This is a genomic window from Streptomyces sp. NPDC024698, assembly GCF_055559015.1.
This window is the reverse complement of sequence record NZ_JBVHLK010000013.1, coordinates 1-20992: the sequence shown is the minus strand read 5'-3', so window position 1 is coordinate 20992 and position 20992 is coordinate 1. Positions and strand designations below refer to the sequence as shown.

Here is a 20992-nt window from a genome sequence, read left to right as displayed (position 1 = left end):
GACCGATTCTCTCAGGTCACACGGGTTTTCCGGCCATCGGACCGGTGTGCGCCCCCGGCGCGGGGGCGCGTCCGCCGTCAGGCGTCGAGTTCGGCCCGCGCCGCCACGAAGGCGTCCACGGCCCGGTTCACGTCCTCGGTCGAGTGTCCGGCGGAGAGCTGGACGCGGATACGCGCCTTGTCCTGCGGGACGACCGGGTACGAGAAGCCGATCACGTACACGCCACGCTCCAGGAGCAGCTCCGCCATGCGGCCGGCGACGGACGCGTCACCGATCATGACGGGGGCGATCGCGTGGTCGCCGGGGAGGATGTCGAAGCCCTCCTCGGTCATCCGCGAGCGGAACAGCGCCGTGTTCTCCCGCAGCCGCACCCGCAGGGCGTCGGCGGACTCCAGCAGGTCCAGGACCTTCAGGGAGGCGGCGGCGATCACCGGGGCGAGCGTGTTCGAGAAGAGGTACGGGCGGGACCGCTGACGCAGCAGGGCGACGATCTCGGCGCGGGCGGCGACATAGCCGCCGGAGGCTCCGCCGAGGGCCTTGCCCAGGGTGCCGGTGATGATGTCGACGCGGTCCATGACCCCGTGCAGCTCGGGGGTGCCCCGGCCGCCGGGGCCGACGAAGCCGACCGCGTGCGAGTCGTCGACCATGACCATCGCGTCGTAGCGCTCGGCGAGGTCGCAGATCTCCTGGAGCGGGGCGACGTAGCCGTCCATCGAGAAGACGCCGTCGGTGACGATCAGCTTCCGGCGCGCGCCGGAGGCCTCCTTGAGCTGCGCCTCCAGGTCGGCCATGTCGCGGTTGGCGTACCGGAAGCGGCGGGCCTTGGACAGCCGGATGCCGTCGATGATCGAGGCGTGGTTGAGGGCGTCGGAGATGACCGCGTCCTCGGCGCCGAGGAGGGTCTCGAACACGCCGCCGTTGGCGTCGAAGCAGGAGGAGTAGAGGATCGTGTCCTCCTGGCCGAGGAACGCGGACAGCCGCGCCTCCAGCTCCTTGTGCACCTCCTGCGTACCGCAGATGAAGCGCACGGAGGCCATGCCGTAGCCCCAGCGGTCGAGCGCGGCGTGGGCGGCGGCGACGACCTCGGGGTGGTCGGCGAGGCCGAGGTAGTTGTTCGCGCAGAAGTTGAGGACCTCACCGGGGCGGCCACCCGCGGTGACGCTGACGGTCGCGGACTGCGGGCTGCCGATGACCCGCTCGGGCTTGTGCAGCCCGGCGGCGCGGATCTCGTCGAGGGTGGTGCGCAGGTCGTCACGGACGGAGTCGAACATCATCAGTTCCTTAAGTCCTCAGAGGGTCCAGTCGAGAATGACCTTGCCGCCACGGCCGCCGGCCGCGTCGTCGAACGCCGCCTCGTAGTCCCGGAAGCCGTACCGGCCGGTGATCACGGGCATGAGGTCGAGGCCGCTCTCCAGGAGGACCGACATCGCGTACCAGGTCTCGAACATCTCGCGGCCGTAGATGCCCTTGATCGTGATCATCGAGGTGACGATCCGGGCCCAGTCGACCGGGAACTCCGCGGACGGCAGACCCAGCATGGCGATCCGCCCGCCGTGGGTCATGTTGGCGATCATGTCGCGCATCGCCTCGGGGCGGCCGGACATCTCCAGGCCGATGTCGAATCCCTCGCGCAGGCCGAGGGTGCGCTGCCCGTCGGCGATCGTCGAGCCGGAGACGTTGAGGGCGAGGCTGACACCGATCTTGCGGGCCAGCTCCAGGCGCTCCTCGCTCACGTCGGTGATGACGACGTTGCGGGCGCCAGCGTGACGGGCCACGGCGGCGGCCATCAGACCGATCGGGCCGGCGCCGGTGATCAGGACGTCCTCGCCGACGAGCGGGAAGGACAGCGCGGTGTGGACGGCGTTGCCGAACGGGTCGAAGATCGCGGCGACGTCGAGGTCGACCGGGACGCGGTGCACCCACACATTGGTGGCGGGCAGCACGACGTACTCGGCGAAGGCTCCGTCGCGGCCGACGCCGAGGCCGATGGTGGCGCGGCACAGGTGACGGCGTCCGGCGAGACAGTTGCGGCACTTGCCGCAGACGAGGTGACCCTCGCCGCTGACGCGGTCGCCGACGTTGATGTCGCTGACGTCGCGGCCGGTCTCGACGACCTCGCCGACGAACTCGTGGCCGAGCACGAGAGGCGTCTTGATGGTCCGCTGGGCCCAGCCGTCCCAGTTGCGGATGTGCAGGTCGGTGCCGCAGATCCCGGTCCTGAGGACCTTGATCAGCACATCGCCGGGGCCCGCCTGCGGCTCGGGGACGTCCTTGAGCCGGAGTCCGGGCTCCGCCTTCTCCTTGACCAGCGCCTTCACTCGTGCCGCTCCTGTGCGTGAGGTCCCGGGAAAGGGCACGCCGCAGCGGACCGCACCGGGGAGAGGGGTGGATTCACCCAGGAATCTGCCGTACGACGGGGCCCTGGGTCCATCGAGGATTTCTTAAGCGCGGCCCCAGCTTTCCTTCACGCCCGCGTTCTCCCGGCGGGCGGACCGGGGGGACGGTGGCGTCAGGGGACGATCGCGCGGCCATGCGTCACCCCCGTTCCGTGAGGGCTCGTCGCACACGTCCGCGCTGGGGTCCGGCATACCTCACAGGATGAGTCCCGGGCGGCCGGGAGGGCCGGACCCGCGCCCCGGCGCGTCGTCAGATCCCGTGCGCCTCTTCCCGCCGTTCGAGCTGCCCGGTCAGCTCGGCCGCCATCGCCTTGATGGTCTCCAGGCCCGCCCTTCCCCAGGGGCGCGGCCCGGTGTCCACGACACAGATCGTGCCGAGGGCGATGCCGCTGCGGTCGAGCAGCGGGGCGCCGAGGTAGGAGCGGACGCCGAACTCGTCGACGACCGGATTCCCGGCGAAGCGCGGGTAGTCGCAGACGTCCTCCAGGACGAGCGCCTTGCGGCGCACCACCACATGGGGGCAGAAGCCGTGGTCCCGCGCCATGTAGCGGCCCAGTTCGAGCTCGTTCCCGTCCGCGGCGGCCACGAGACGGCCGCCGCCCGCACCGCCGTACGGGGTGCGCAGACCGGCGAAGAACTGCTGCTGCTCGTCGATGAAGTTGACCATCGCGAACGGCGCGGCGGCGATCTGGGCGAGGCGGTCGGCGAAGGCGTCGAGGACGGGCTCGGAGCGCTCCCCGAGGCCCAGCCGGCGCAGCCGTCGCACCCGGGCGGGAGCGTCCTTGTCCTGCGGTGTCAGCAGCAGACGACCGCCCGCCCGCGGCGGGTCGTAACTCATGCACGGGCTCCATGGCTCGGGGAGTGGGCGGGCGCGTGGGCGAGGAGGTGACGGACCAGGGTGAGCAGGGTCTGCACCCCGGAGCTGGAGATCCGGGCGTCGCAGCAGATGACGGGGATCCCCGGGTCGAGGTCGATGGCGGCGCGCACCTCGGCCGGGTCGTAGCGGTGGGAGCCGTCGAACTCGTTGACCGCGACGATGAACGCCAGACCGCGCTGTTCGAAGAAGTCGACGGCCGCGAAGCAGTCCTCCAGGCGCCGGGTGTCGGCGAGGATCACCGCGCCGAGCGCGCCGTCGGAGAGCTCGTCCCACATGAACCAGAACCGCTCCTGCCCGGGTGTGCCGAACAGATAGAGCACATGTTCCGGGTCGAGGGTTATGCGTCCGAAGTCCATCGCGACGGTCGTCTCGACCTTGTTCTCGATCCCGTCGAGCCGGTCGGTCGCGGCACTGACCGTGGTCAGCAGCTCCTCCGTGCTGAGCGGCGCGATCTCGCTCACCGCGCCGACGAACGTCGTCTTGCCGACCCCGAACCCTCCCGCCACCAGGATCTTCAGCGCGGTGGGGAAGGGGTCAGAGCTGTCGTCGTAGTCCATCGAGCACTGCCTCCAGAAGGGATCGGTCAGTGGGGTTGTGGTGGAACCGCGGGGGCTTCGTGGTGAGCGCCCCGCAGTCGACGAGGTCCGACAGCAGCACCTTGGTGACCGCTGCCGGCAGCTTCAGATGGGCGGCGACCTCCGCCACCGAGACCGGTGCCCGGCAGCGTTCGAGCGCCTGGCTGTGCTCGGGGCCGAGGTAGCCGAGGGGTGTGGCTCCTGTGGCCATGACCTGTGAGAGGAGGTCGAGCGCCGTGCTCGGCCTGGTGCGGCCGCCGCTGACGGTGTAGGGGCGCACCAGGCGTCCCGCCGCGTCGTCGAGCCAGGGCCCGTCGCCGGCCGCGGCCCCCTTCAAGACCTCATCGCCGAGGGTTCGACGGCGTGCTGCCGGGGCGCGGTGACCAGATAGGGCCGGACGCTCTTGACCAGCATCGCCATCTCGTAGCCGAGGACGGCCGCGTCGGCCTCGCGGCCCGCGAGCACGGCGAGACAGGTCCCGGAGCCGGCGGTGGAGACGAACAGCAGGGTCGAGTCGAGTTCGACGACGACCTGGCGCACCTCACCGCCGTCCCCGAAGCGCACGCCGGCGCTGCGCCCGAGGGCGTAGAGGCCGCAGGCGAGCGCCGCCATGTGGTCGGCGCTGTCCGGGTCGAGGCCGTGGACGGACTTCACGAGCCCGTCGCTGGAGAGCAGTACGGCGCTCGTGGTGTGGGGTACGCGCTGGACGAGGCCGCTCATCAGCCAGTCGAGGTCGGACACGTGGCCGGTCGGCGCATCGCTCGCCATGGGGGATCGACTCCTTGGGGTACGAAGGTCTGCGGGAGCGGTGGGGGTGGGTGCGGGGGTCGTCATCCGGCCGGTGTGCTCCCGTCGTGCCGGGTGGTGAGGTCGTGACCGGGGGCGAGGTCGTGGGCTCCGTGCGGTGCCCGTGCGTGCGGGGCGCGCGAGGGACCCGGGTGTGGCGCCGGTGTGCCGTCCTCCGGGGGAACCCTTCGAGGCGCGTCCAGAGGTGCGTCCAAGGGTGCGTCCGAAGGCGCGTCACGAAGGGGTACGTCCAGCGGGTCGCCGGCGTCGGCGGAGGTGCCCGTGGGCGGCTCGCGGCGGGTCCTGACCGGGTGGACCGTGCCGCTTTCGCCCGGTGCCTCCAGGCGCGGCCGGTCCGGGAACGACGCCGGGGCGCCCGGTGCGGGCGACGGGCCGCGGGACGGCTCGTGCGGCTCCAGGCCCGCCCCTTCCGCGGGGGCGGCCTCCGCGAGTCCGATTCCGCGCTGGAACGCCGCCATGAGCCCCGGGTCGTGTCCGACCGGGTGTTCCGGGACCGGGCGGGGCGCCTGTCCCTCGCGCAGCTGCGGAACCATGTGCTCCTGGGCGCGCCGCTTGGGCAGGTTGGGCTTGCCCATGGTGCCGCGCACGACACCGGCGCGGGGTGTGGGCGGCATGACCGCGTTCTCGGCGGCGGTGAGCCGGTCCTCGGGGCGGATGCCGGGGACGGCCTCGGCGGGATTGGGCCGTGTGTCCCGGGCGCCGCGCACGGGGAGCGGTGTGGCGCCGTGCGTCCCGGCCGATCCGTCGGCGCCGCCCGGAGACGTGCGTTCCGCCCGTGCGCGCCCTGGCACCGGCTCGCGCGGCGACTGCCGTGGCACCAGGGGGGCCGTCCGGTGTCCGCCGCCGGGAAGGACCGGGACCTGCGCCGGCGGCGTACGGGCGGGCCCGGGGCCGAGAGCGGGCCGGTGCCCCCCGTGCGTCCCGCCGCCCGTCCCGTTCACCGGCGCGAGTGCCCCGGCGACGCCTTCGCCCTCGCCGGCGTCCGGCGCCGCCCCCGACAGGTCCTGCGGGACCACGAGTACGGCCTGGACACCGCCGTAGATGTTGTTCTGGAGCCGTACGTGGATGCCGTGTCTGCGGGCGAGCTGCGAGACGACGAACAGGCCGATGCGCCCGTCCTGGAGCAGTCCGGCGACGTTGACCTGGTCGGGGTCGGCGAGCAGGGCGTTCATCCGGTCCTGTTCGTCCGCCTGCATGCCGAGCCCGCGGTCCTCCACCTCGATGGCCAGGCCCGAGGTGACGTGGTCGACGCGCAGGAGCACCTGGGTGTGCGGGGCGGAGAACAGGGTGGCGTTCTCGACGAGTTCGGCGAGCAGGTGGATGACGTCGGCGACGGCGTGGCCGCGCAGGGTGCCCTCGATCGGGGGCACCAGTTTGACCCGTGCGTACTGCTCGACCTCGGCGATCGCGGAGCGCAGCACCTCGGTCATGGAGACGGGGTTGCTCCACTGGCGGCGCGAGACGGCGCCGCCGAGCACGGCGAGGTTCTCGGCGTGGCGCCGGATGCGGGTGGCCAGGTGGTCGACGTGGAAGAGGCCCTTGAGGAGGTCCGGGTCCTCGATCTCGTTCTCCAGCTCGTCGAGGAGGGAGATCTCGCGGTGCACGAGGGACTGGAGGCGCCGGGCCAGATTGACGAAGACCTCGACCTTCTGTTCGCTGCCCGCCTGGCTGGAGAGCCGCGAGGCCTGCACGACGGCGGTGACGGCGCCGTCGTGGGCCCGGGAGAGGTCGGCGGCGAGCAGTTCGAAGTCGTCGGCGTCCGCGGGCGGGCGGCGGCGCTTCTTGCGCGCGGGCGGGTCCTCGCCGCGGCGCAGCCCCTCGACGACCTCGCGCAGCTCGGTCTCGGTGCGGGCGCTCGTGCGGCGCAGGGCCGCCACGCGGTCGCGTACGGAGGCGGCGGCGCGGTTCGCGGCCACGGCGGCGATCAGGATGCCGGCCAGGGTGACACCCACGGCTCCGGCGAGGACGGCCCACAGGACGGGGCCGGGCCGGGCTCCGGTGGAGCGGACGGTGAACAGTACGGCGGCGCACGCGCTGAGGGCCACGGCGGTCGGCGGCAGGACCGCGAGGCGCAGCAGCTGGGACCGCAGGTGCGTCTCGGGCGGCGCGGCGGTGGCGCGGGCGGCCGGACGGCCGTGCCGCCCGCCCTCGCGGCGGTCTGCGCGTACGGCCGGTGCGCGGAGGTGAGACATCGGCGTCCTCGTACTGGATGCGTCGGGGGCGTGGAGCTCCCGCGGTTCCGCGACTCGGGCCTCGTCGTCGCGGTGCCGGTCGAGAGAGCCGAAAAAATCGGCCCTGCGTCGCCCGTCGGCAACTGACAGTAGTCGCCAACGCATCATGTGCGGTGGGCTGTTGACAAACTCCCCCCGGTGGCGTCCCGCTCTGGTATGAGCTGTCGCACGGCTGACCGATAAGCCTGTCGGACGCATGTTCGCGCCGCCCCTCGGATCCGATCAGGGCTGGTCGGAAGCGGTCACAAGCAAACCGCGAGGGCCGGGGAGCATCACGCTCCCCGGCCCTCGCCACAGGTCGGTGGATCAGCCCGCGGGCACCGTTTCGGGCTCGCCGGTGCCTTCCGCCGAGCCGTCCGCGATGTCACCCGGCGTGTTGTCGGTGACGGCCTCCTCGACGGCCGGCCAGCCGCCCTCGGGCGCGCGCGCCACACCCCTCCACCACGGCTCCGAGGGGACGGTCTCGGTCGTGGGCTCGAAGGGCTCACCGGGGCGGGGCAGCGCGACCCGCGCTCCCACCGCGCGGGCGGCGGCCAGCGTGCCCTCGCCCGGGTCGGCCCAGGCGTGGGTCGAGAGGTTGAACGTGCCCCAGTGGATCGGCAGCATCACTCCGGAGGGCCGCCCGCCCTGGAGGTCCAGATGGGAGCGCATCCCTTCCTGGGGCGTCATGTGGATGTCGGGCCAGAAGTCGCTGTACGCGCCGATCTGGATCATCGTGGCGTCGAACGGGCCGTGGGCGGCGCCGATGTCCTTGAAGCCCTGGAAGTAGCCGGTGTCGCCGCTGTGGTAGATCCGGTGCTCGTCGCCCTCGGCGACCCAGGACGCCCAGAGGGTGTGCTGGGTGTTGCGCAGGCCGCGCCCGCAGAAGTGGCGCGCCGGTGTGGCCGTCAGGGTGATCCCGCCGACCTTGGCCGACTCGTTCCAGTCCAGCTCGCGGATCCGCTCGGCGGCGATGCCCCAGTGCTCCAGGTGGGCTCCGACGCCCAGCGGTACGGCGAACACGGTGTCCGTGCCGCCGAGCTCCTTGATCGTGGGCATGTCCAGGTGGTCGTAGTGGTCGTGCGAGATCACCACCACGTCGACCGGGCCGAGCGCGGCGAGCGGCAGGGGAACCGGGTGGAGCCGCTTGGGACCGGCGAAGGCGAACGGCGAACAGCGCTCGCCCCAGACCGGGTCGAACAGGACCCGGTGGCCGTCGATCTCGGCGAGGACGCTGGAGTGCCCCATCCAGGTCAGCCGCAGCCCGGTCGCGGCGGGCCTGGCCAGGTCGGCGAGGGTCGTCGCGTGCACCGGCACGGTCCCGGCCGGGGAGCGGTGCGCCCGCTCCTCGCTGCGGAAGTAGACCTTCGCGAACTCCACCATGGAGCCGTCGGGGCGGGTGCGGGCGGTCTCGGGGTTCTGGAAGACTCCGTCCGCGAAATTCGGCGAGCTGCGGATGCGTCGCATACGCGCACCAGCCGGATCCGCGCCGAAGGCGGCGGGCCGCAGCGCGCGGAGCCCGGAGCTCAGGGTACGGAAACCGGTCACGGATACCTCCAGATGGAGTCGGTCAGGCTTTCATTATGGTCGTCGCCTCTGACAGCGCCGGGTCACCCCGGTCACTACGCGATGTCCGTGGCCCTGGGTCCGTATGTGCTCAACCCCGTCGCGCCCCCGCTTCTTCCGCTCCGGGGAGGCGTTTCCGGGTGCGATCGCGCCCCCGCGCCCGTCGCCGGCCCGCACCCGGACCTGCCGTGCCGGGTGCGGGCCCGGTCGTACCGAGCCGCCCCGGGCGCCGCGCCGGGCCGCCCGGCGCCTCCGGCGACGGCCGCTCGCACGTTTGACATGACCCGACACCTCTTCCAATACTGACTCGTGGTTCAGTAGTCAGTGTGCGTACCGTCGGTCCGACCGCCGCCGGCACGCACACCGCGGCCGACGGCCGCGCCGGCCCTTCCCCGTCTGGAGACACCGTGTCCGACCTCCCCGCCGACCCGGCCACGGCCGCGGGCGCCCCGCACACCGAGCGGCGCGCCGCCGCGCGGAGCCTGTGATGGGCGAGACGATCACCGGCGGCGAGGCCCTCGTCCGCGCGCTGTCCGGACACGCGGTGACCCGGGCCTTCGGCATCCCCGGAACGCACAACCTGGAGATCTACCGCCACCTGTCCGCGTACGGCGTCCGGCACATCCTGACGCGCCACGAACAGGGCGCCGGATACGCCGCCGACGGCTACGCGCGCGTGACGGGGCGTCCCGGTGTCGTGATCACCACGACCGGACCCGCCCTGCTGAACGCGGCGGCGGCCGTCGGCCAGGCCTACGCGGACAGCGTGCCGCTGCTCGTGGTCTCCCCCGGGATGCCCCTGCGCCACCCACGGCTGGCCACCGGTCTGCTGCACGAGACCCGCAGCCAGACCGAGGCCCTGCGGGGCGTGGCCGCGTTCAGTCACCGCGTGTCCTCGGTCGCCGAGATCGACGCGGCGGTGGCCCGCGCCTTCACCCTCTTCCGCACCGGCCGGCCGCGGCCCGCGCACATCGAGATCCCCCTCGATCTGCTGGAGGCCGCCGAGGAGACCGGTCCCGTCCGCCTCTCCCCGCCTCTCACTCCCCTCGCCCCGGCCACGGAGGCCGTGGAGCGGGCCGCCCGGGCGCTGCGCGAGGCCCGCCGTCCGGCCCTCATCCTCGGCGGCGGGGCGCGCGGCGCCGCCGTCCCCGCGCTGGCCCTCGCCGAGACGCTGGGCGCCCCCGTCGTCACCACGGCCAACGGCAAGGGGATCGTCCCGGAGAGCCATCCGCTGGCCCTCGGCGTGTCGCTGCACAGTCCCTCGGTGCGGAACTGGCTCGCACGACGCGACGCCGTGCTCGCCGTGGGCACCGAACTCGCCGAGTCCGACTTCTGGTCGGCACCGCCGGCCCTCGACGGCACCCTGATCCGCGCGGACCTCGACCCGGACCAGATGTACGCGGGCCCCACCACGGACATCGCCGTCGTCGGCGACGCCCGGCTCACCCTGACGGCACTGCTCGCCACCGTCGAGGGATCCGGCGACGGCGTCCCGCACGCGCGCGTGCCCGGCCAGGAGGCCGCCCTGCGGGCGGAGGCGCTGCGGGCCGCGCGGAACGCCGAGACCGCCGACCGCGACGCCCGCTGGATCCCGTACCTGCGGGCCGTCCGTTCCGTGCTGCCCGACGACGCCGTGATCACCTCGGACAGCGCCCAGTGCTGCTACTACGGAGCGCTCCCCCACCTCGCGCTCGGACCCGAGGGCCGCTATCTTCACCCGACCGGCTACGGCACCCTCGGCTACGCTCTGCCCGCGGCGATCGGAGCCAAGGCGGCGTGCCCCGGCCGCGAGGTCGTGGCGCTCAGCGGGGACGGCGGCCTCCAGTTCACCGTGCAGGAACTGGCGACCGCGGTACAGCTCGGTCTCCCGCTGCCCGTCGTGGTGTTCGACAACGGCGGCTACGGGGAGATCCGCGACGAGATGGCCGCCCGGGGCGACACGCCCACGGCCGTCGACCTCGCTCCGGTCGACCTGCCCGCCCTGGCCCGCGCCTACGGAGGACAGGGCACGCACGTGTACGGCCCGGACGAGCTGAGCGCCGCGCTCGCCGAGGCCCTGCGCACCCCAGGCCCCACCCTGATCGCCGTCCCCGAGGAGACCCGATGACCGCCGCCCCCCTGATGACGCTCACCTGGACGGACCATGTCACCGGCCGTCCGGGGTTCCTCGTCGTCGACCGGCTCGTACGGGGTGTCTCCAGCGGGGGCCTGCGGATGCGGCCCGGGTGCACGCTGGAGGAGGTCACCGGACTCGCCCGCGGCATGACGATGAAGGAAGCGCTGCACTACAACCCCGAGGGCCGGTACATCCCGCTGGGCGGCGCCAAGGGCGGCATCGACTGCGATCCCCAGGACCCGGCGGCGTACGGCCTGCTCGTGCGCTATCTCCGCGCGATGCGCCCCTACATCGAGTCCTTCTGGACCACCGGCGAGGACCTCGGGCTCAGCCAGGACCTGGTCGACCGGGCCGCCGCCGAGGCCGGCCTCGTCTCGTCCATCCAGGCCGTCTACCCGCTGCTCGACGACGAGGCGGCGGCCCGCAGGCGGCTCGCGGACGCCTTCGCCGTCGAGGTCGACGGCATCGGACTCGACGAACTGGTCGGCGGCTGCGGCGTCGCCGAGTCGGTGCTCGCCGCGCTGGACCGGGCCGGAACGCCATACGCGGGAACGCGTGTCGCCGTGCAGGGGCTCGGCACCATGGGCGGGGCCACCGCGCGCTTCCTCGCGCGCGCGGGACTCGAGGTCGTGGCCGTCGCCGACATCAAGGGGACCATCGCCAACCCGGACGGCCTCGATGTCGACGCCCTGCTCGGGGCCCGGGACGCGTACGGAACGGTCGACCGCGGGGTGCTGCGCCCGGCGGACCGTGAACTCCCCGGTGACGCCTGGCTGTCCGCCGACGTGGAGGTGCTGGTGCCGGCCGCCGTCTCGTACGCGATCGACACGGCGAACCAGCGGGAGATCACGGCCCGTTGGATCGTCGAGGCGGCCAACATGCCCGTCCTGGCGGACGCGGAGGAGCTGCTCGCCGCGCGCGGGATCACCGTCCTGCCGGACGTCGTGGTCAACTCCGGTACGAACGCCTGGTGGTGGTGGACCCTGTTCGGGGACATCGGCGCCGACGCGGACGAGGCGTTCGCCCACACCCGGCGTTCCATGCGCGCCCTGATCGACCGGACGCTCGCGCGCGCGGAGGCCGACGGCACGACCCCGCGGGCCGCCGCCCACGCCATCGTCACGGACCGGCTGCCGGTCATCGCGGAGCGGTTCGGCTGGTACCGCTGAGGCCATGGCCCGGCGGGGCTCCGGGGGCCGGGCGCGGGCAAGGTGCCAGCTCCTGTCGGGGTCTCTCCGGTGCGGGCTGTGTAGGGTTGCCGCGTGGCGAGAGTGCGGTTGAGCGTGGCGGAGCGGCGCGAGGAGTTGCTGCGGGCCGCCGTCGAACAGATCGAGGCACGGGGCGTGGCGGCGGTACGCATCGCCGACGTGGCCTCGGCCCTGGGCGTGAGCAACGCGCTGGTGCTGTACCACTTCTCGACCAAGGAGAAGCTGGTCTCCGCCGCGTTCACCTATGCCGCCGAGGACGACCTCGCCCGTCTGCGCAAACTGCTCGGCCGCCGGACGACGGCACTGCGACGCCTTCGGGCCGCCGTGCGGTGGTACGCCCCGACCGGGCAGGCCAAGGGCTGGCGCCTGTGGATCGAGGGCTGGGCGGTCGCCCTGCGCGAGCCCGCGCTGCGCGAGGTCACCCGCGGTCTCGACCGGCAGTGGAAGGCCGCGATGACCGAGGTGATCGCGGAGGGCGTGGCCGCCGGCGAGTTCCGCTGCCCGGACCCCGCGAGTGCGGCCCTCAGGCTCACGGCGCTGCTGGACGGGCTTGCGGTCCAGATGACGGCGTACTCCGGCGGGGTGTCACGGGCCCGGACCCAGGAATGGGTCGACGAGGCCCTCGCCCGCGAACTGGGCCTGGAACGCGAGGCGTTGATCGCGGCGGTGCGCTAGGGCCTGTCGTTTGGATCAGGTCGCAGGGCATCGACGGGACTGCTCTGCACCGGTGAGCGGGCTCGGGCCCGGTGCAGGCACGGGCGTGAAGTCCGGCCCGGCCCGCGTCCCGGCTCCTCCGCACTCCCCTGGGTCTCGGGCGGCGTCGCGGGGTCGTTCTCCGGCCGGGGCGGTGACGGCACCGGGCCCGGCCGGGCAGGTCTGTCCCGCCGGCCGGGCCCGGTCTCCGTTCAGGCCACCGACTCGATGCGCAGCTTGATGTCGTCCGGTGAGAGGGGCCCCTTGGCCTCCACGTGGTCGCCCGAGGACTCCCCGCGCAGCCGTCGCCCGATCCAGGGGACCAGATACTCGCGCGCCCACTGGATGTTGTCGCGGCGCACCTCCAGCGTGCCGCGCGGCGGGAGGAGCGGCCAGGGCTGGTCCGGGTCGGCCGGCACCTCCAGGCCGAGGGCCTGCCCGGCGCGGAGCGCCACCCGGGTGTGCCCCTCGGGAGAGAGGTGCAGCCGGTCGCCGTCCCAGGCCCGGCGGTCCTGGATCGTCTTCAGGGACCAGAGGTCGAGAACGGGACAGCCGTAGCGGTCCGCGATGGCCCGCACATGTCCGTTGTACGTGGCGATCTTGCCGCGCAGGTGCTTGAGCACGGGGACGTCACGGGTGTCGAAGCCGGTGGTCACCATCACGGTGCCCACGGCGGAGGTGAGGTCGGCGACCGCGCGCTCGAAACGCTCCGCGACCTCGTGGGGGTCGGTGCCGGGGCGGATGATGTCGTTGCCGCCGGCGCAGAACGAGACCAGGTCCGGGCCGAGTTCCTTGGCCTCCTGGAGCTGGGTCTCGATGATCTGGTCGAGCAGTTTGCCGCGCACCGCGAGATTGGTGTAGTCGAAATCGCCTTCGGGCCTGCGGTCCGCGAGAAGTACCGCGAACCGGTCCGCCCAGCCGACGAACGCCCCGTCGGGCCCAGGGTCGCCGACGCCCTCGGTGAAGCTGTCCCCCACCGCCACGTACGACCCGATCACTGATCTGTTGTCATCCTTCGAATCGTCTGCCACATCGAGCATGATTCACCTTTCGATGTGAGCTACGCGACCGTAGGGAAGAGTTGACGGGCGGTGAGATAAGCCACTCGCCAAGCATTGGTCAACTCCGGAATAAGGCCCGCATCAAGGATGTTGAAGCAGCGATCGCCCGGATGCCCCGCAAACCGGCGCCACGGACACCGGTGCCACGGACGCACCGGAGGCCGGACCCAGGGGATCTGGGGTCCGGCCTCCGGAGTTGGTCCTGCCGTCAGGAGCAGGAGGTGGGGGGTCAGCCCACGGCGACACCGTGCGAGCGCAGGTACGCCACCGGGTCGACGTCGGAGCCGTAGTCGGGCGTGGTGCGGATCTCGAAGTGCAGGTGCGGTCCGGTCACGTTGCCGGTCGCGCCGGAGAGACCGATCTGCTGGCCCTCGGTCACGGTCTGGCCCGCGGAGACGGACAGCGACGACATGTGGGCGTACTGGGAGTACTTGCCGTCGGCGTGCTGGATGACGACCTGGTTGCCGTAGGCGCCGCCCCAGCCCGCGGAGACGACGGTGCCCGCGGCGATGGACTTGATCGTGGTGCCGGTCGGGACCACGAAGTCCACGCCGGTGTGGTAGCCGCTGGACCACATGCTGCCGGGCACCTTGTAGCCGGTGCCGATGCTGGTGCTGTCGACCGGCAGGGTGTAGCCGGAGGAGGAGCTGGCGGACGCGGTGGTGGTCGCGGCCTTGTCGGCGGCCGGGGTCGCCTCGGACGTCGCCGGGGCCGATGTCCGGGTGGCCGTGTGGGCGGCGGAGGCGGCCCTGTGGCCGAGCGACAGCTTCAGACCGGGGTGGATCAGCGACGGGTCGCCGCCGATGGCGGAGCGGTTGTCGGAGTAGATCTTCTTCCAACCGCCGCTGACGTTCTGCTCGTCGGCGATCTTCGAGAGGTAGTCCCCGGACTTCACCGCGTACGTCTTCGTCGTGGCGGCCGTGGCGGCCTTCGCGGCGGGGGCGGCGGTGACGGCCTTCTCGACGTGCTGCGCGACGGTGGCCTGGGTCGCGGCGTGGGCTCCCGTGGCTCCCATCAGGGGCAGCGCGAGTGCGGCGCCACCGGTGCCGGCCGCGGCGATCGTGCGGGTGAAACGCAGGGACTTGGGACGGCGGTGCTTACCCTTCGCGGGCATGGCGAATTCCTCTCCGGCGCCTGCGGGGTGAGCTGTCGGGTGCGGGCTGGAGATGCCCGGTCGCGCTGCTGCGCGGCTGTACCCCTAGCCTGTTCCGGAAACCGGACCAGGCACGGAACCTGTGGGTCCCCCGCTCCTGCCATGTACGGGTGAGTGTGCGGAATTCCGGGCGGCGGCAGGATTGGGCGTCCGTCCGGATTGAGGCAGAACGTAAGCGACATGAGAGCGCGTCGACAACTATGTGCGGTTTCTGTGCGCTCGCCTTTCTTGATCCATGCGGAATTCGCCGTCACCCTCCGTGGAATGACGATCTTCCGGACATCTCAACCCGCCCGGAAAAGCGGGCGCGTTGAGAAAGGGGGACGGCAACGCATCGTCACGAATATGACCCTCCTCACGCGACTCGCCCCAGTGCGCCCTATTCCAGGGCCAGTTGCCATGAAGGTGTTTATTCGGACAGAACGGGCAGATAAGCCTTTCGCGGATATCCGGCACTTGCGAGCGCCTCTCTTGAATAGAGAGTCGAAACTCCATCGATTCGAACATGCATACGAAGACATAACTCATTGCCTGAGGAACCCATGTCGTATCGTCGAGAGCGCGAGCCGGTACAACTGCCGACGAGCGGCGCCGAGTCCAGCCCGGCGACGCCGGAGGCCGAACAGGAGGAGCCCCGTGACGCAGCAGATCCCGTCGACCGAGCCCGAACTCGGCGGAGTGCGCAACTTCCGCGACGTGGGTGGACTGCCCACCGTGGACGGCCGGCGCGTGCGCCACGGTCATCTGTTCCGCAGTGGGCACCTCGCGCACGCCACGGAGGAGGACGCCGCGTTCCTCTCCTCCCTGGGACTCCACACGATCTTCGACTTCCGCAACGCCGCCGACCAGAAGCTGGAGGGTCCGGACGTCGAACTGCCGGGCGTGCGGAACGTGAACCTCCCGCTGAGCGACCCGGCGGACGGCAGCGAGTTCTGGAAGATGGTCCGCGACGGCGACATCGACCAGCTGCGCGCGCTCCTCGGCGACGACAAGGGCGCGGACCGGATGATCGGCTCGTACCGCGCGATCATCCGGGAGCGCACGGCGGAGCACTCCCAGGTGCTGCACGCCCTGGCCGACGACAGCGTGCCCGCGCTGATGCACTGCGCCGCGGGCAAGGACCGCGCGGGACTGTCCATCGCGGTCACCCTGCTCGCCCTCGGCGTCGAGCGCGAGGCGATCGTGGCCGACTACCTGGAGTCGAACGCCGCGCACCGCCGCTACAAGGTGCACCGCACCAATACCTCGGCCGGCGCCTACTCCCCCGAGGTGATGGAACTGCTCAGCCCGCTGTTCGACGCGCGCGCCGAGTACCTGACGGCCGCGTTCGACACGATCGAGGAGACCTGGGGCGGTGTCGAGGCCTATCTGGAGCAGGGGCTGGGGCTGACCCCCCAGCTGCGGGAACGGCTGCGCGCGCGACTCCTGGACTGAGCCGCGCGCCGGGGCCGGGGCGCTACTGGTTCTGCGCGCCGAGCGTGAAGAGCAGGTAGATGAAGGCCGCGAACAGATGGCCGACGGCGACGTAGATGATCAGCCGCACCCACAGGGCGCGCGGGAACTTGTCCTCCATGGACCGGCGGGGTTCCGTGGGTTCGGTCATGACGTCTCTCCCGGGGTGGGGTGGCCCGCCGCCGGACCGAGGCACAGCGCGGCGACGGGGCTCTGAAGCAGGGTGTGTACGAAGAGGAGCTCGGCCCCGTCGCGTTCCGCGGCGGCGATGCGGTGCGGGGTCAGCGAGTCGAAGTGGGCGCTGTCTCCCGGCGCCAGGACGTGCGCGGTGTCCCCGAGCCGCAGGTCGAGCCGCCCCTGGAGGACGTACAGCCACTCCTCGCCCGGGTGGACGCGCACGATGTCGCCCTGCGAGCCGTACGGGACCCGCACCCGCAGCGCCTGCATGCCGCGGCCGGCGGAACCCGCCTGCCAGTAGGTCCAGCCGCCGGCCGGGGCCGGTTCCATGTCGGCGGCCCGGACGATCGCGTCACGATCGGGGACCGCCTCGCCGAGCAGCTCGGAGACCGTCGTACCGTAGACACGGGCGAGCGTGAGCAGCATCGGCAGCGAGGGCTGGCGCTGGCCGGTCTCCAGCCGGGAGAGGTGGGCGGGCGAGAGCCCGGCGGCGCGGGCCGCGGCCTCCAGCGTGAGGGAGGCGCCGCGGCGCAGGGCGCGGAGCCGGGGTGCCACGGCGTGCAGCTCGGCGGACGGCTCGTCGGCCGCCCCTGGATCGGCGGGGCTCATAGGACCATTGAGCCAAACAATTGCCCGCGAGGCAATTTTCTTGCCCGTGAGGCAAAAAGCTCGGCCGTACCCGCCGGCCGCCGTGCCGGCCCGTGGGTACGGCCGGGTCTCAGCGGTTGGCCACCGCCTGCTTCACCAGCGTCTTCCCGAAGTCCCACATCAGCCCACCGCCGCCGTGGGCGTCCTCCATCACGGCCGTGAAGGCCTCCACGAACCGGTCGACGTCCCGCTCGTCGATCACCAGCGGCGGGATCAGCTTGATCACCTCCAGGTGGTCGCCGGAGACCTGGGTGAGGATGCGGTGCCGCTGGAGCAGCGGTACGACGACCATCTGCGCGAACAGACCCTTGCGCGCGGCCTGGAGCATGGTCCAGCGGCTGCGCAGCTTCAGGGACGCCGGCCGGCCGAACTCGATGCCGATCATCAGCCCCCTCCCGCGCACCTCGCTGAGCAGCTCGTAGCGGTCGACCAGGGCCGCCAGCCGGGACTTCAGCAGTTCTCCGGTGATCCGCGCGTTGGCGACGATCTGCTCGTTCTCCATCACGGAGAGCACCGCGAGACCCGCCGCCATGGCCTGCGCGTTGGAGCCGAAGCTCGCCGAGTGCACGAGGACCCGGTCCATGGAGGAGTAGACCTTCTTGAAGATCCAGTCCTTCCCGAGGGTCGCGCCCACCGGCACATAGCCGCCGGAGAGCGCCTTGGCCACGCACACCAGGTCCGGTTCGACGCCCTCCTCGTGCTGGTAGGCGTAGAAGTCCCCGGTCCGTCCGAGGCCGGTCTGCACCTCGTCCGCGATGAGCAGGGCCTTGTGCCGGTGGAGCAGGTCCTGGGCGGCGCGCAGATATCCGGGCGGGGACGCGTGCACGCCCTTGCCCTGGATCGGCTCCACGATCAGCGCGGCGACGTCGCCCTTCTTCAGCTCCCCGGCCAGGGCGTCGAGATCGCCGAGCGGGACGGCCGTGTCGGGCAGCAGCGGGGCGAAGCCGTCGCGGAAGCCGTCCTCGCCGTTCACCGACAGGGAGCCGGTGGTCAGTCCGTGGAAGGCGTGGGAGCAGTACAGGATCCTCGGCCTGCCGGTGGCGTACCGGGCGAACTTCAGCGCGGTCTCGACGGCCTCCGTGCCGCTGTTGCCGAAGAACACCCGGTCCAGGTGCGGGCTGTGGGTGAGCAGCCGCTCGGCGAGCAGGCCCGGCAGCGGCTGGCAGTCGAAGCGGGTGAGGTCGGCGAGCGAGGCGTCGAGGACGTCGTGGAGCGCCTGCCGGACGACGGGGTGATGGCGGCCGAGGCCCATCACCCCGAAGCCGGCGAGCATGTCGAGGTAGTCGTCGCCTTCGGCGTCCCAGAAGTGCGCGCCCTCGGCCCGTTCGTAGACCTTGTCGAAGCCGATGGTGTGCAGCATGCGCGGGAGCTGGTGGTTCAGGTACTTCGTGTGCAGTTCGTAACGCTCGGCTCCGCGCTCGGCGAGGAGTGCGCCGAGGTCGAACTCCCCCTTCTGGGCAGGGTCGGTCATGCCTGTTTCTCCTTGGGCGACTCTTCCTCGGCCTGCCGGTCGGCGGCCTCCGTCGGCTCGTACGCGGCCTTGTCCCGTTCGTCCCTGACGGCCAGCCCGGCGCTGATCCGTCCGGCGATCTCCACGGGCGTGAGCCCGATGTCGGCGAGCACCTCGGACCGTTTGGCGTGCGCGAGGAACTGTTCGGGGATGCCGAACCGCCGTACGGGTACGTCGACTTCGGCGTCGCCGAGGGCCAGCGCGACGGCGGCGCCGACGCCCGAGGCCCGGCTGTTGTCCTCGACGACCGCGACGAGTCTGTGGGCGGCGGCGAGGCGGGGCAGCTCCGGGTCGACGGGCTTGACCCAGCGCGGGTCGACGACGGTGCAGCCGATGCCGCGGGACTCCAGCAGGTCGGCGGTCTGGAGGCAGACCGGGGCCATGACGCCGACCGCGACGAGCAGGACCTCGGGACGCTCGCCCCGGTGCAGGACGTCGAGGCCGCCCACCCGGTCCACCGCCGGGACGACAGGACCGACGGACTCCTTGGGGAAGCGGATCAGGGTCGGCGCGTCGTCCACGGCGACCGCCTCCCGCAGCTGGGCCTTGAGCTGGTCGGCGTCGCGCGGGGCGGCGATCCTGAGGCCGGGCACGACCTGGAGGATCGACATGTCCCACATGCCGTTGTGCGAGGCGCCGTCGACACCGGTGACCCCGGCCCGGTCGAGGACGAAGGTCACGCCGCAACGGTGCAGGGCCACGTCCATGAGGAGCTGGTCGAAGGCCCGGTTGAGGAAGGTCGCGTACACGGCGACGACGGGGTGCAGGCCGCCGGTGGCGAGTCCGGCGGCGGACACCGTGGCGTGCTGCTCGGCGATGCCGACGTCCCACACCCGGTCGGGGAAGCGCTCGGCGAACTTCCCGAGCCCCACCGGATGCAGCATGGCCGCCGTGATGGCCACGACGTCGGCGCGCTCCTCGCCGATCCTGACGATCTCCTCGCCGAACACGGAGGTCCAGGACGGGCCGTTGGACGGCGCGAGGGGTTCGCAGGTGAGCGGGTTCATCACCCCGACGGTGTGGAAGTGGTCCTCCTCGTGCGCGATCGCCGGTTCGTACCCGCGCCCCTTCTCCGTCAGACAGTGGATGAGCACGGGTCCGTGGAAGCGTTTCGCGCGGCGCAGCGCGGACTCCACGGCTCTCACGTCGTGGCCGTCGATCGGTCCGACGTACTTGAGCCCGAGGTCCTCGAACATGCCCTGCGGGGCGAAGGCGTCCTTGAAGCCCTTCTTGGCGCCGTGCAGCGACTCGTAGATGGTGTTGCCGACGAGGGGGGTGCGCAGCAGGACCTTCTTGCCCCAGGCGAGGACCTGCTCGTAGCTGTCGGTGGTCCGCAGGGTCGCGAGGTGGTTCGCGAGTCCGCCGATGGTCGGGGCGTAGGAGCGTTCGTTGTCGTTGACGACGATGATCAGGGGGCGGTCCTTGGCCGCGGCGATGTTGTTGAGCGCCTCCCACGCCATGCCGCCGGTCAGCGCGCCGTCGCCGATGACCGCGACGACATGGCCCTTCCCGCCCTGCACCTGCCGGGCCTTGGCGAGCCCGTCGGCCCAGCCGAGCGCCGTGGAGGCGTGGCTGTTCTCGATGACGTCGTGTTCGGACTCCTCGCGGGAGGGATAGCCGGACAGGCCCCCCTTGCTCCGCAGCTTGGAGAAGTCCTGACGTCCTGTCAGCAATTTATGCACATAGCTCTGGTGGCCGGTGTCCCACAGGATGCGGTCGACCGGCGACTCGAAGACCCGGTGGAGGGCGATGGACAGCTCCACCACTCCCAGATTGGGTCCGAGGTGACCGCCGGTCCTGGCGACCGCGTGCACCAGGAAGTCCCTCACCTCTTCGGCCAGTTCACCGATTTCCGCCTCGGACAGCGCCTTCAGGTCGCGTGGTCCCCGGATGGTCTCCAGAATCGTCACGTCGGGCCCCCTCTCGGTCCGTGCTGATCAGCTCACGGTGACGGCCGGTTCCCCGGACGCGACGCCGTCGTTCTCCATCTGCTGGGCGAGCTTCATCGCCTCGTCGATGAGGGTCTCCACGATCTTCGACTCGGGGACGGTCTTGATGACCTCGCCCTTGACGAAGATCTGGCCCTTGCCGTTGCCGGAGGCGACACCCAGGTCCGCCTCCCGCGCCTCACCCGGACCGTTGACGACACAGCCCATGACGGCGACACGGAGCGGGACCTCCATGCCCTCCAGACCGGCCGTGACCTCGTCGGCCAGCTTGTAGACGTCGACCTGGGCGCGGCCGCAGGACGGGCAGGAGACGATCTCCAGGCCGCGCTGGCGCAGGTTCAGCGACTGGAGGATCTGGAGGCCGACCTTGACCTCCTCGACCGGCGGGGCCGACAGGGACACGCGGATGGTGTCGCCGATGCCCTCGGAGAGCAGGGCGCCGAAGGCCACGGCCGACTTGATGGTGCCCTGGAACGCCGGCCCCGCCTCGGTGACACCCAGGTGCAGCGGGTAGTCGCAGGCGGCGGAGAGCTGGCGGTAGGCGTTGACCATGACGACGGGGTCGTTGTGCTTGACCGAGATCTTGATGTCCCG

20 protein-coding genes and 1 riboswitch are annotated in these 20992 nt (G+C 71.9%); of the genes, 5 read left to right on the top strand and 15 right to left on the bottom strand.

All coding sequences use genetic code 11. The annotated features are described in order from the left end of the window. Positions 1–77 precede the first annotated feature (77 nt). The 8 genes from ACZ4AA_RS25675 to ACZ4AA_RS25640 all read right to left on the bottom strand — a co-directional run bounded on the left by ACZ4AA_RS25675 (position 78) and on the right by ACZ4AA_RS25640 (position 8413). A complete protein-coding gene (locus tag ACZ4AA_RS25675) occupies positions 78–1271 on the bottom strand; it encodes a glycine C-acetyltransferase (protein ID WP_467607345.1) in 1194 nt (397 codons plus the stop codon). 18 nt (positions 1272–1289) lie between these two features. Next, positions 1290–2318: an L-threonine 3-dehydrogenase gene (gene tdh, locus ACZ4AA_RS25670; protein ID WP_467607342.1), complete on the bottom strand. Its 1029-nt coding sequence runs from the start codon at positions 2316–2318 to the stop codon at positions 1290–1292. Positions 2319–2646: 328 nt separating this feature from the next. After that, the gene (locus ACZ4AA_RS25665) at positions 2647–3234 is read right to left on the bottom strand and encodes a GAF domain-containing protein (protein ID WP_467607339.1); all 588 of its coding nucleotides are present in this window, start codon (positions 3232–3234) and stop codon (positions 2647–2649) included. Beyond that, positions 3231–3830 carry a GTP-binding protein gene (locus ACZ4AA_RS25660; RefSeq protein ID WP_467607336.1) on the bottom strand — a complete coding sequence of 200 codons (600 nt, stop codon included), beginning with the start codon at positions 3828–3830 and terminating at the stop codon, positions 3231–3233. Before ACZ4AA_RS25660 ends, ACZ4AA_RS25665 begins: the two co-directional genes overlap by 4 nt. Continuing rightward, positions 3808–4185 carry a DUF742 domain-containing protein gene (locus tag ACZ4AA_RS25655; RefSeq protein ID WP_467607332.1) on the bottom strand — a complete coding sequence of 126 codons (378 nt, stop codon included), beginning with the start codon at positions 4183–4185 and terminating at the stop codon, positions 3808–3810. The genes ACZ4AA_RS25660 and ACZ4AA_RS25655 overlap by 23 nt, the downstream gene beginning before the upstream one ends. Next, on the bottom strand, positions 4182–4616 hold the full coding sequence (locus tag ACZ4AA_RS25650) for a roadblock/LC7 domain-containing protein (protein ID WP_328445767.1): 435 nt from the start codon (positions 4614–4616) through the stop codon (positions 4182–4184). The genes ACZ4AA_RS25655 and ACZ4AA_RS25650 overlap by 4 nt, the downstream gene beginning before the upstream one ends. A gap of 62 nt (positions 4617–4678) precedes the next feature. Next, positions 4679–6847 carry an ATP-binding protein gene (locus ACZ4AA_RS25645; RefSeq protein WP_467607328.1) on the bottom strand — a complete coding sequence of 723 codons (2169 nt, stop codon included), beginning with the start codon at positions 6845–6847 and terminating at the stop codon, positions 4679–4681. Positions 6848–7192: 345 nt separating this feature from the next. Further along, on the bottom strand, positions 7193–8413 hold the full coding sequence (locus ACZ4AA_RS25640) for an MBL fold metallo-hydrolase (protein WP_467607325.1): 1221 nt from the start codon (positions 8411–8413) through the stop codon (positions 7193–7195). Between the two features lie 344 nt (positions 8414–8757). Here ACZ4AA_RS25640 and ACZ4AA_RS25635 point away from each other — a divergent pair, with 344 nt between their 5' ends. From ACZ4AA_RS25635 to ACZ4AA_RS25620, 4 genes are all read left to right on the top strand, one after another. After that, on the top strand, positions 8758–8919 hold the full coding sequence (locus ACZ4AA_RS25635) for a hypothetical protein (protein WP_467607322.1): 162 nt from the start codon (positions 8758–8760) through the stop codon (positions 8917–8919). After that, the gene (locus ACZ4AA_RS25630; protein WP_467607318.1) at positions 8919–10538 is read left to right on the top strand and encodes a 5-guanidino-2-oxopentanoate decarboxylase; all 1620 of its coding nucleotides are present in this window, start codon (positions 8919–8921) and stop codon (positions 10536–10538) included. Before ACZ4AA_RS25635 ends, ACZ4AA_RS25630 begins: the two co-directional genes overlap by 1 nt. Continuing rightward, positions 10535–11716: a glutamate dehydrogenase gene (locus ACZ4AA_RS25625; RefSeq protein ID WP_467607315.1), complete on the top strand. Its 1182-nt coding sequence runs from the start codon at positions 10535–10537 to the stop codon at positions 11714–11716. Before ACZ4AA_RS25630 ends, ACZ4AA_RS25625 begins: the two co-directional genes overlap by 4 nt. Before the next feature lie 93 nt (positions 11717–11809). Continuing rightward, positions 11810–12430, top strand: coding sequence for a TetR/AcrR family transcriptional regulator (locus tag ACZ4AA_RS25620; protein WP_467607311.1), 621 nt, complete (start codon positions 11810–11812; stop codon positions 12428–12430). A 230-nt stretch (positions 12431–12660) separates the two neighbouring features. Here ACZ4AA_RS25620 and ACZ4AA_RS25615 read toward each other — a convergent pair whose 3' ends face one another. Both ACZ4AA_RS25615 and ACZ4AA_RS25610 read right to left on the bottom strand, forming a co-directional pair. Next, positions 12661–13446 (bottom strand): SGNH/GDSL hydrolase family protein, encoded by a 786-nt coding sequence (locus ACZ4AA_RS25615; protein WP_467607308.1) that lies wholly within the window; start codon positions 13444–13446, stop codon positions 12661–12663. A 292-nt stretch (positions 13447–13738) separates the two neighbouring features. Then, positions 13739–14623 carry a M23 family metallopeptidase gene (locus ACZ4AA_RS25610; protein WP_467607305.1) on the bottom strand — a complete coding sequence of 295 codons (885 nt, stop codon included), beginning with the start codon at positions 14621–14623 and terminating at the stop codon, positions 13739–13741. A 4-nt stretch (positions 14624–14627) separates the two neighbouring features. Beyond that, a riboswitch (cyclic di-AMP (ydaO/yuaA leader) is annotated at positions 14628–14785 on the bottom strand. Positions 14786–15298: 513 nt separating this feature from the next. Between ACZ4AA_RS25610 and ACZ4AA_RS25605 the strand changes: the two genes are divergently transcribed. Continuing rightward, on the top strand, positions 15299–16096 hold the full coding sequence (locus tag ACZ4AA_RS25605) for a tyrosine-protein phosphatase (protein WP_467607302.1): 798 nt from the start codon (positions 15299–15301) through the stop codon (positions 16094–16096). A gap of 22 nt (positions 16097–16118) precedes the next feature. Here the strand turns inward: ACZ4AA_RS25605 and ACZ4AA_RS25600 are convergent, their stop codons facing one another. The 5 genes from ACZ4AA_RS25600 to ACZ4AA_RS25580 all read right to left on the bottom strand — a co-directional run. Next, positions 16119–16235 (bottom strand): DUF6126 family protein, encoded by a 117-nt coding sequence (locus ACZ4AA_RS25600; RefSeq protein WP_148012225.1) that lies wholly within the window; start codon positions 16233–16235, stop codon positions 16119–16121. A gap of 26 nt (positions 16236–16261) precedes the next feature. Further along, positions 16262–16900 (bottom strand): helix-turn-helix domain-containing protein, encoded by a 639-nt coding sequence (locus tag ACZ4AA_RS25595; RefSeq protein WP_467607299.1) that lies wholly within the window; start codon positions 16898–16900, stop codon positions 16262–16264. A gap of 109 nt (positions 16901–17009) precedes the next feature. Then, complete coding sequence (locus ACZ4AA_RS25590) at positions 17010–18410, bottom strand: aspartate aminotransferase family protein (RefSeq protein ID WP_467607297.1); 1401 nt, start codon at positions 18408–18410, stop codon at positions 17010–17012. Next, positions 18407–20359: a 1-deoxy-D-xylulose-5-phosphate synthase gene (gene dxs / locus ACZ4AA_RS25585; protein ID WP_467607294.1), complete on the bottom strand. Its 1953-nt coding sequence runs from the start codon at positions 20357–20359 to the stop codon at positions 18407–18409. The genes ACZ4AA_RS25590 and dxs overlap by 4 nt, the downstream gene beginning before the upstream one ends. Positions 20360–20386: 27 nt before the next feature. Beyond that, positions 20387–20992: flavodoxin-dependent (E)-4-hydroxy-3-methylbut-2-enyl-diphosphate synthase (locus tag ACZ4AA_RS25580; protein WP_467607291.1), on the bottom strand; the 606-nt coding region annotated here is incomplete at its 5' end.

Excerpts from the sequence above, each read along its gene's own strand:
- ACZ4AA_RS25675 (WP_467607345.1), bottom strand. The coding sequence starts at position 1,271 with ATGTTCGACTCCGTCCGTGACGACCTGCGCACCACCCTCGACGAGATC.
- ACZ4AA_RS25665 (WP_467607339.1), bottom strand. The coding sequence starts at position 3,234 with ATGAGTTACGACCCGCCGCGGGCGGGCGGTCGTCTGCTGCTGACACCG.
- ACZ4AA_RS25660 (WP_467607336.1), bottom strand. The coding sequence starts at position 3,830 with ATGGACTACGACGACAGCTCTGACCCCTTCCCCACCGCGCTGAAGATC.
- ACZ4AA_RS25650 (WP_328445767.1), bottom strand. The coding sequence starts at position 4,616 with ATGGCGAGCGATGCGCCGACCGGCCACGTGTCCGACCTCGACTGGCTG.
- ACZ4AA_RS25645 (WP_467607328.1), bottom strand. The coding sequence starts at position 6,847 with ATGTCTCACCTCCGCGCACCGGCCGTACGCGCAGACCGCCGCGAGGGC.
- ACZ4AA_RS25630 (WP_467607318.1), top strand. The coding sequence starts at position 8,919 with ATGGGCGAGACGATCACCGGCGGCGAGGCCCTCGTCCGCGCGCTGTCC.
- ACZ4AA_RS25625 (WP_467607315.1), top strand. The coding sequence starts at position 10,535 with ATGACCGCCGCCCCCCTGATGACGCTCACCTGGACGGACCATGTCACC.
- ACZ4AA_RS25610 (WP_467607305.1), bottom strand. The coding sequence starts at position 14,623 with ATGCCCGCGAAGGGTAAGCACCGCCGTCCCAAGTCCCTGCGTTTCACC.
- ACZ4AA_RS25600 (WP_148012225.1), bottom strand. The coding sequence starts at position 16,235 with ATGGAGGACAAGTTCCCGCGCGCCCTGTGGGTGCGGCTGATCATCTAC.
- ACZ4AA_RS25595 (WP_467607299.1), bottom strand. The coding sequence starts at position 16,900 with ATGAGCCCCGCCGATCCAGGGGCGGCCGACGAGCCGTCCGCCGAGCTG.
- ACZ4AA_RS25590 (WP_467607297.1), bottom strand. The coding sequence starts at position 18,410 with ATGACCGACCCTGCCCAGAAGGGGGAGTTCGACCTCGGCGCACTCCTC.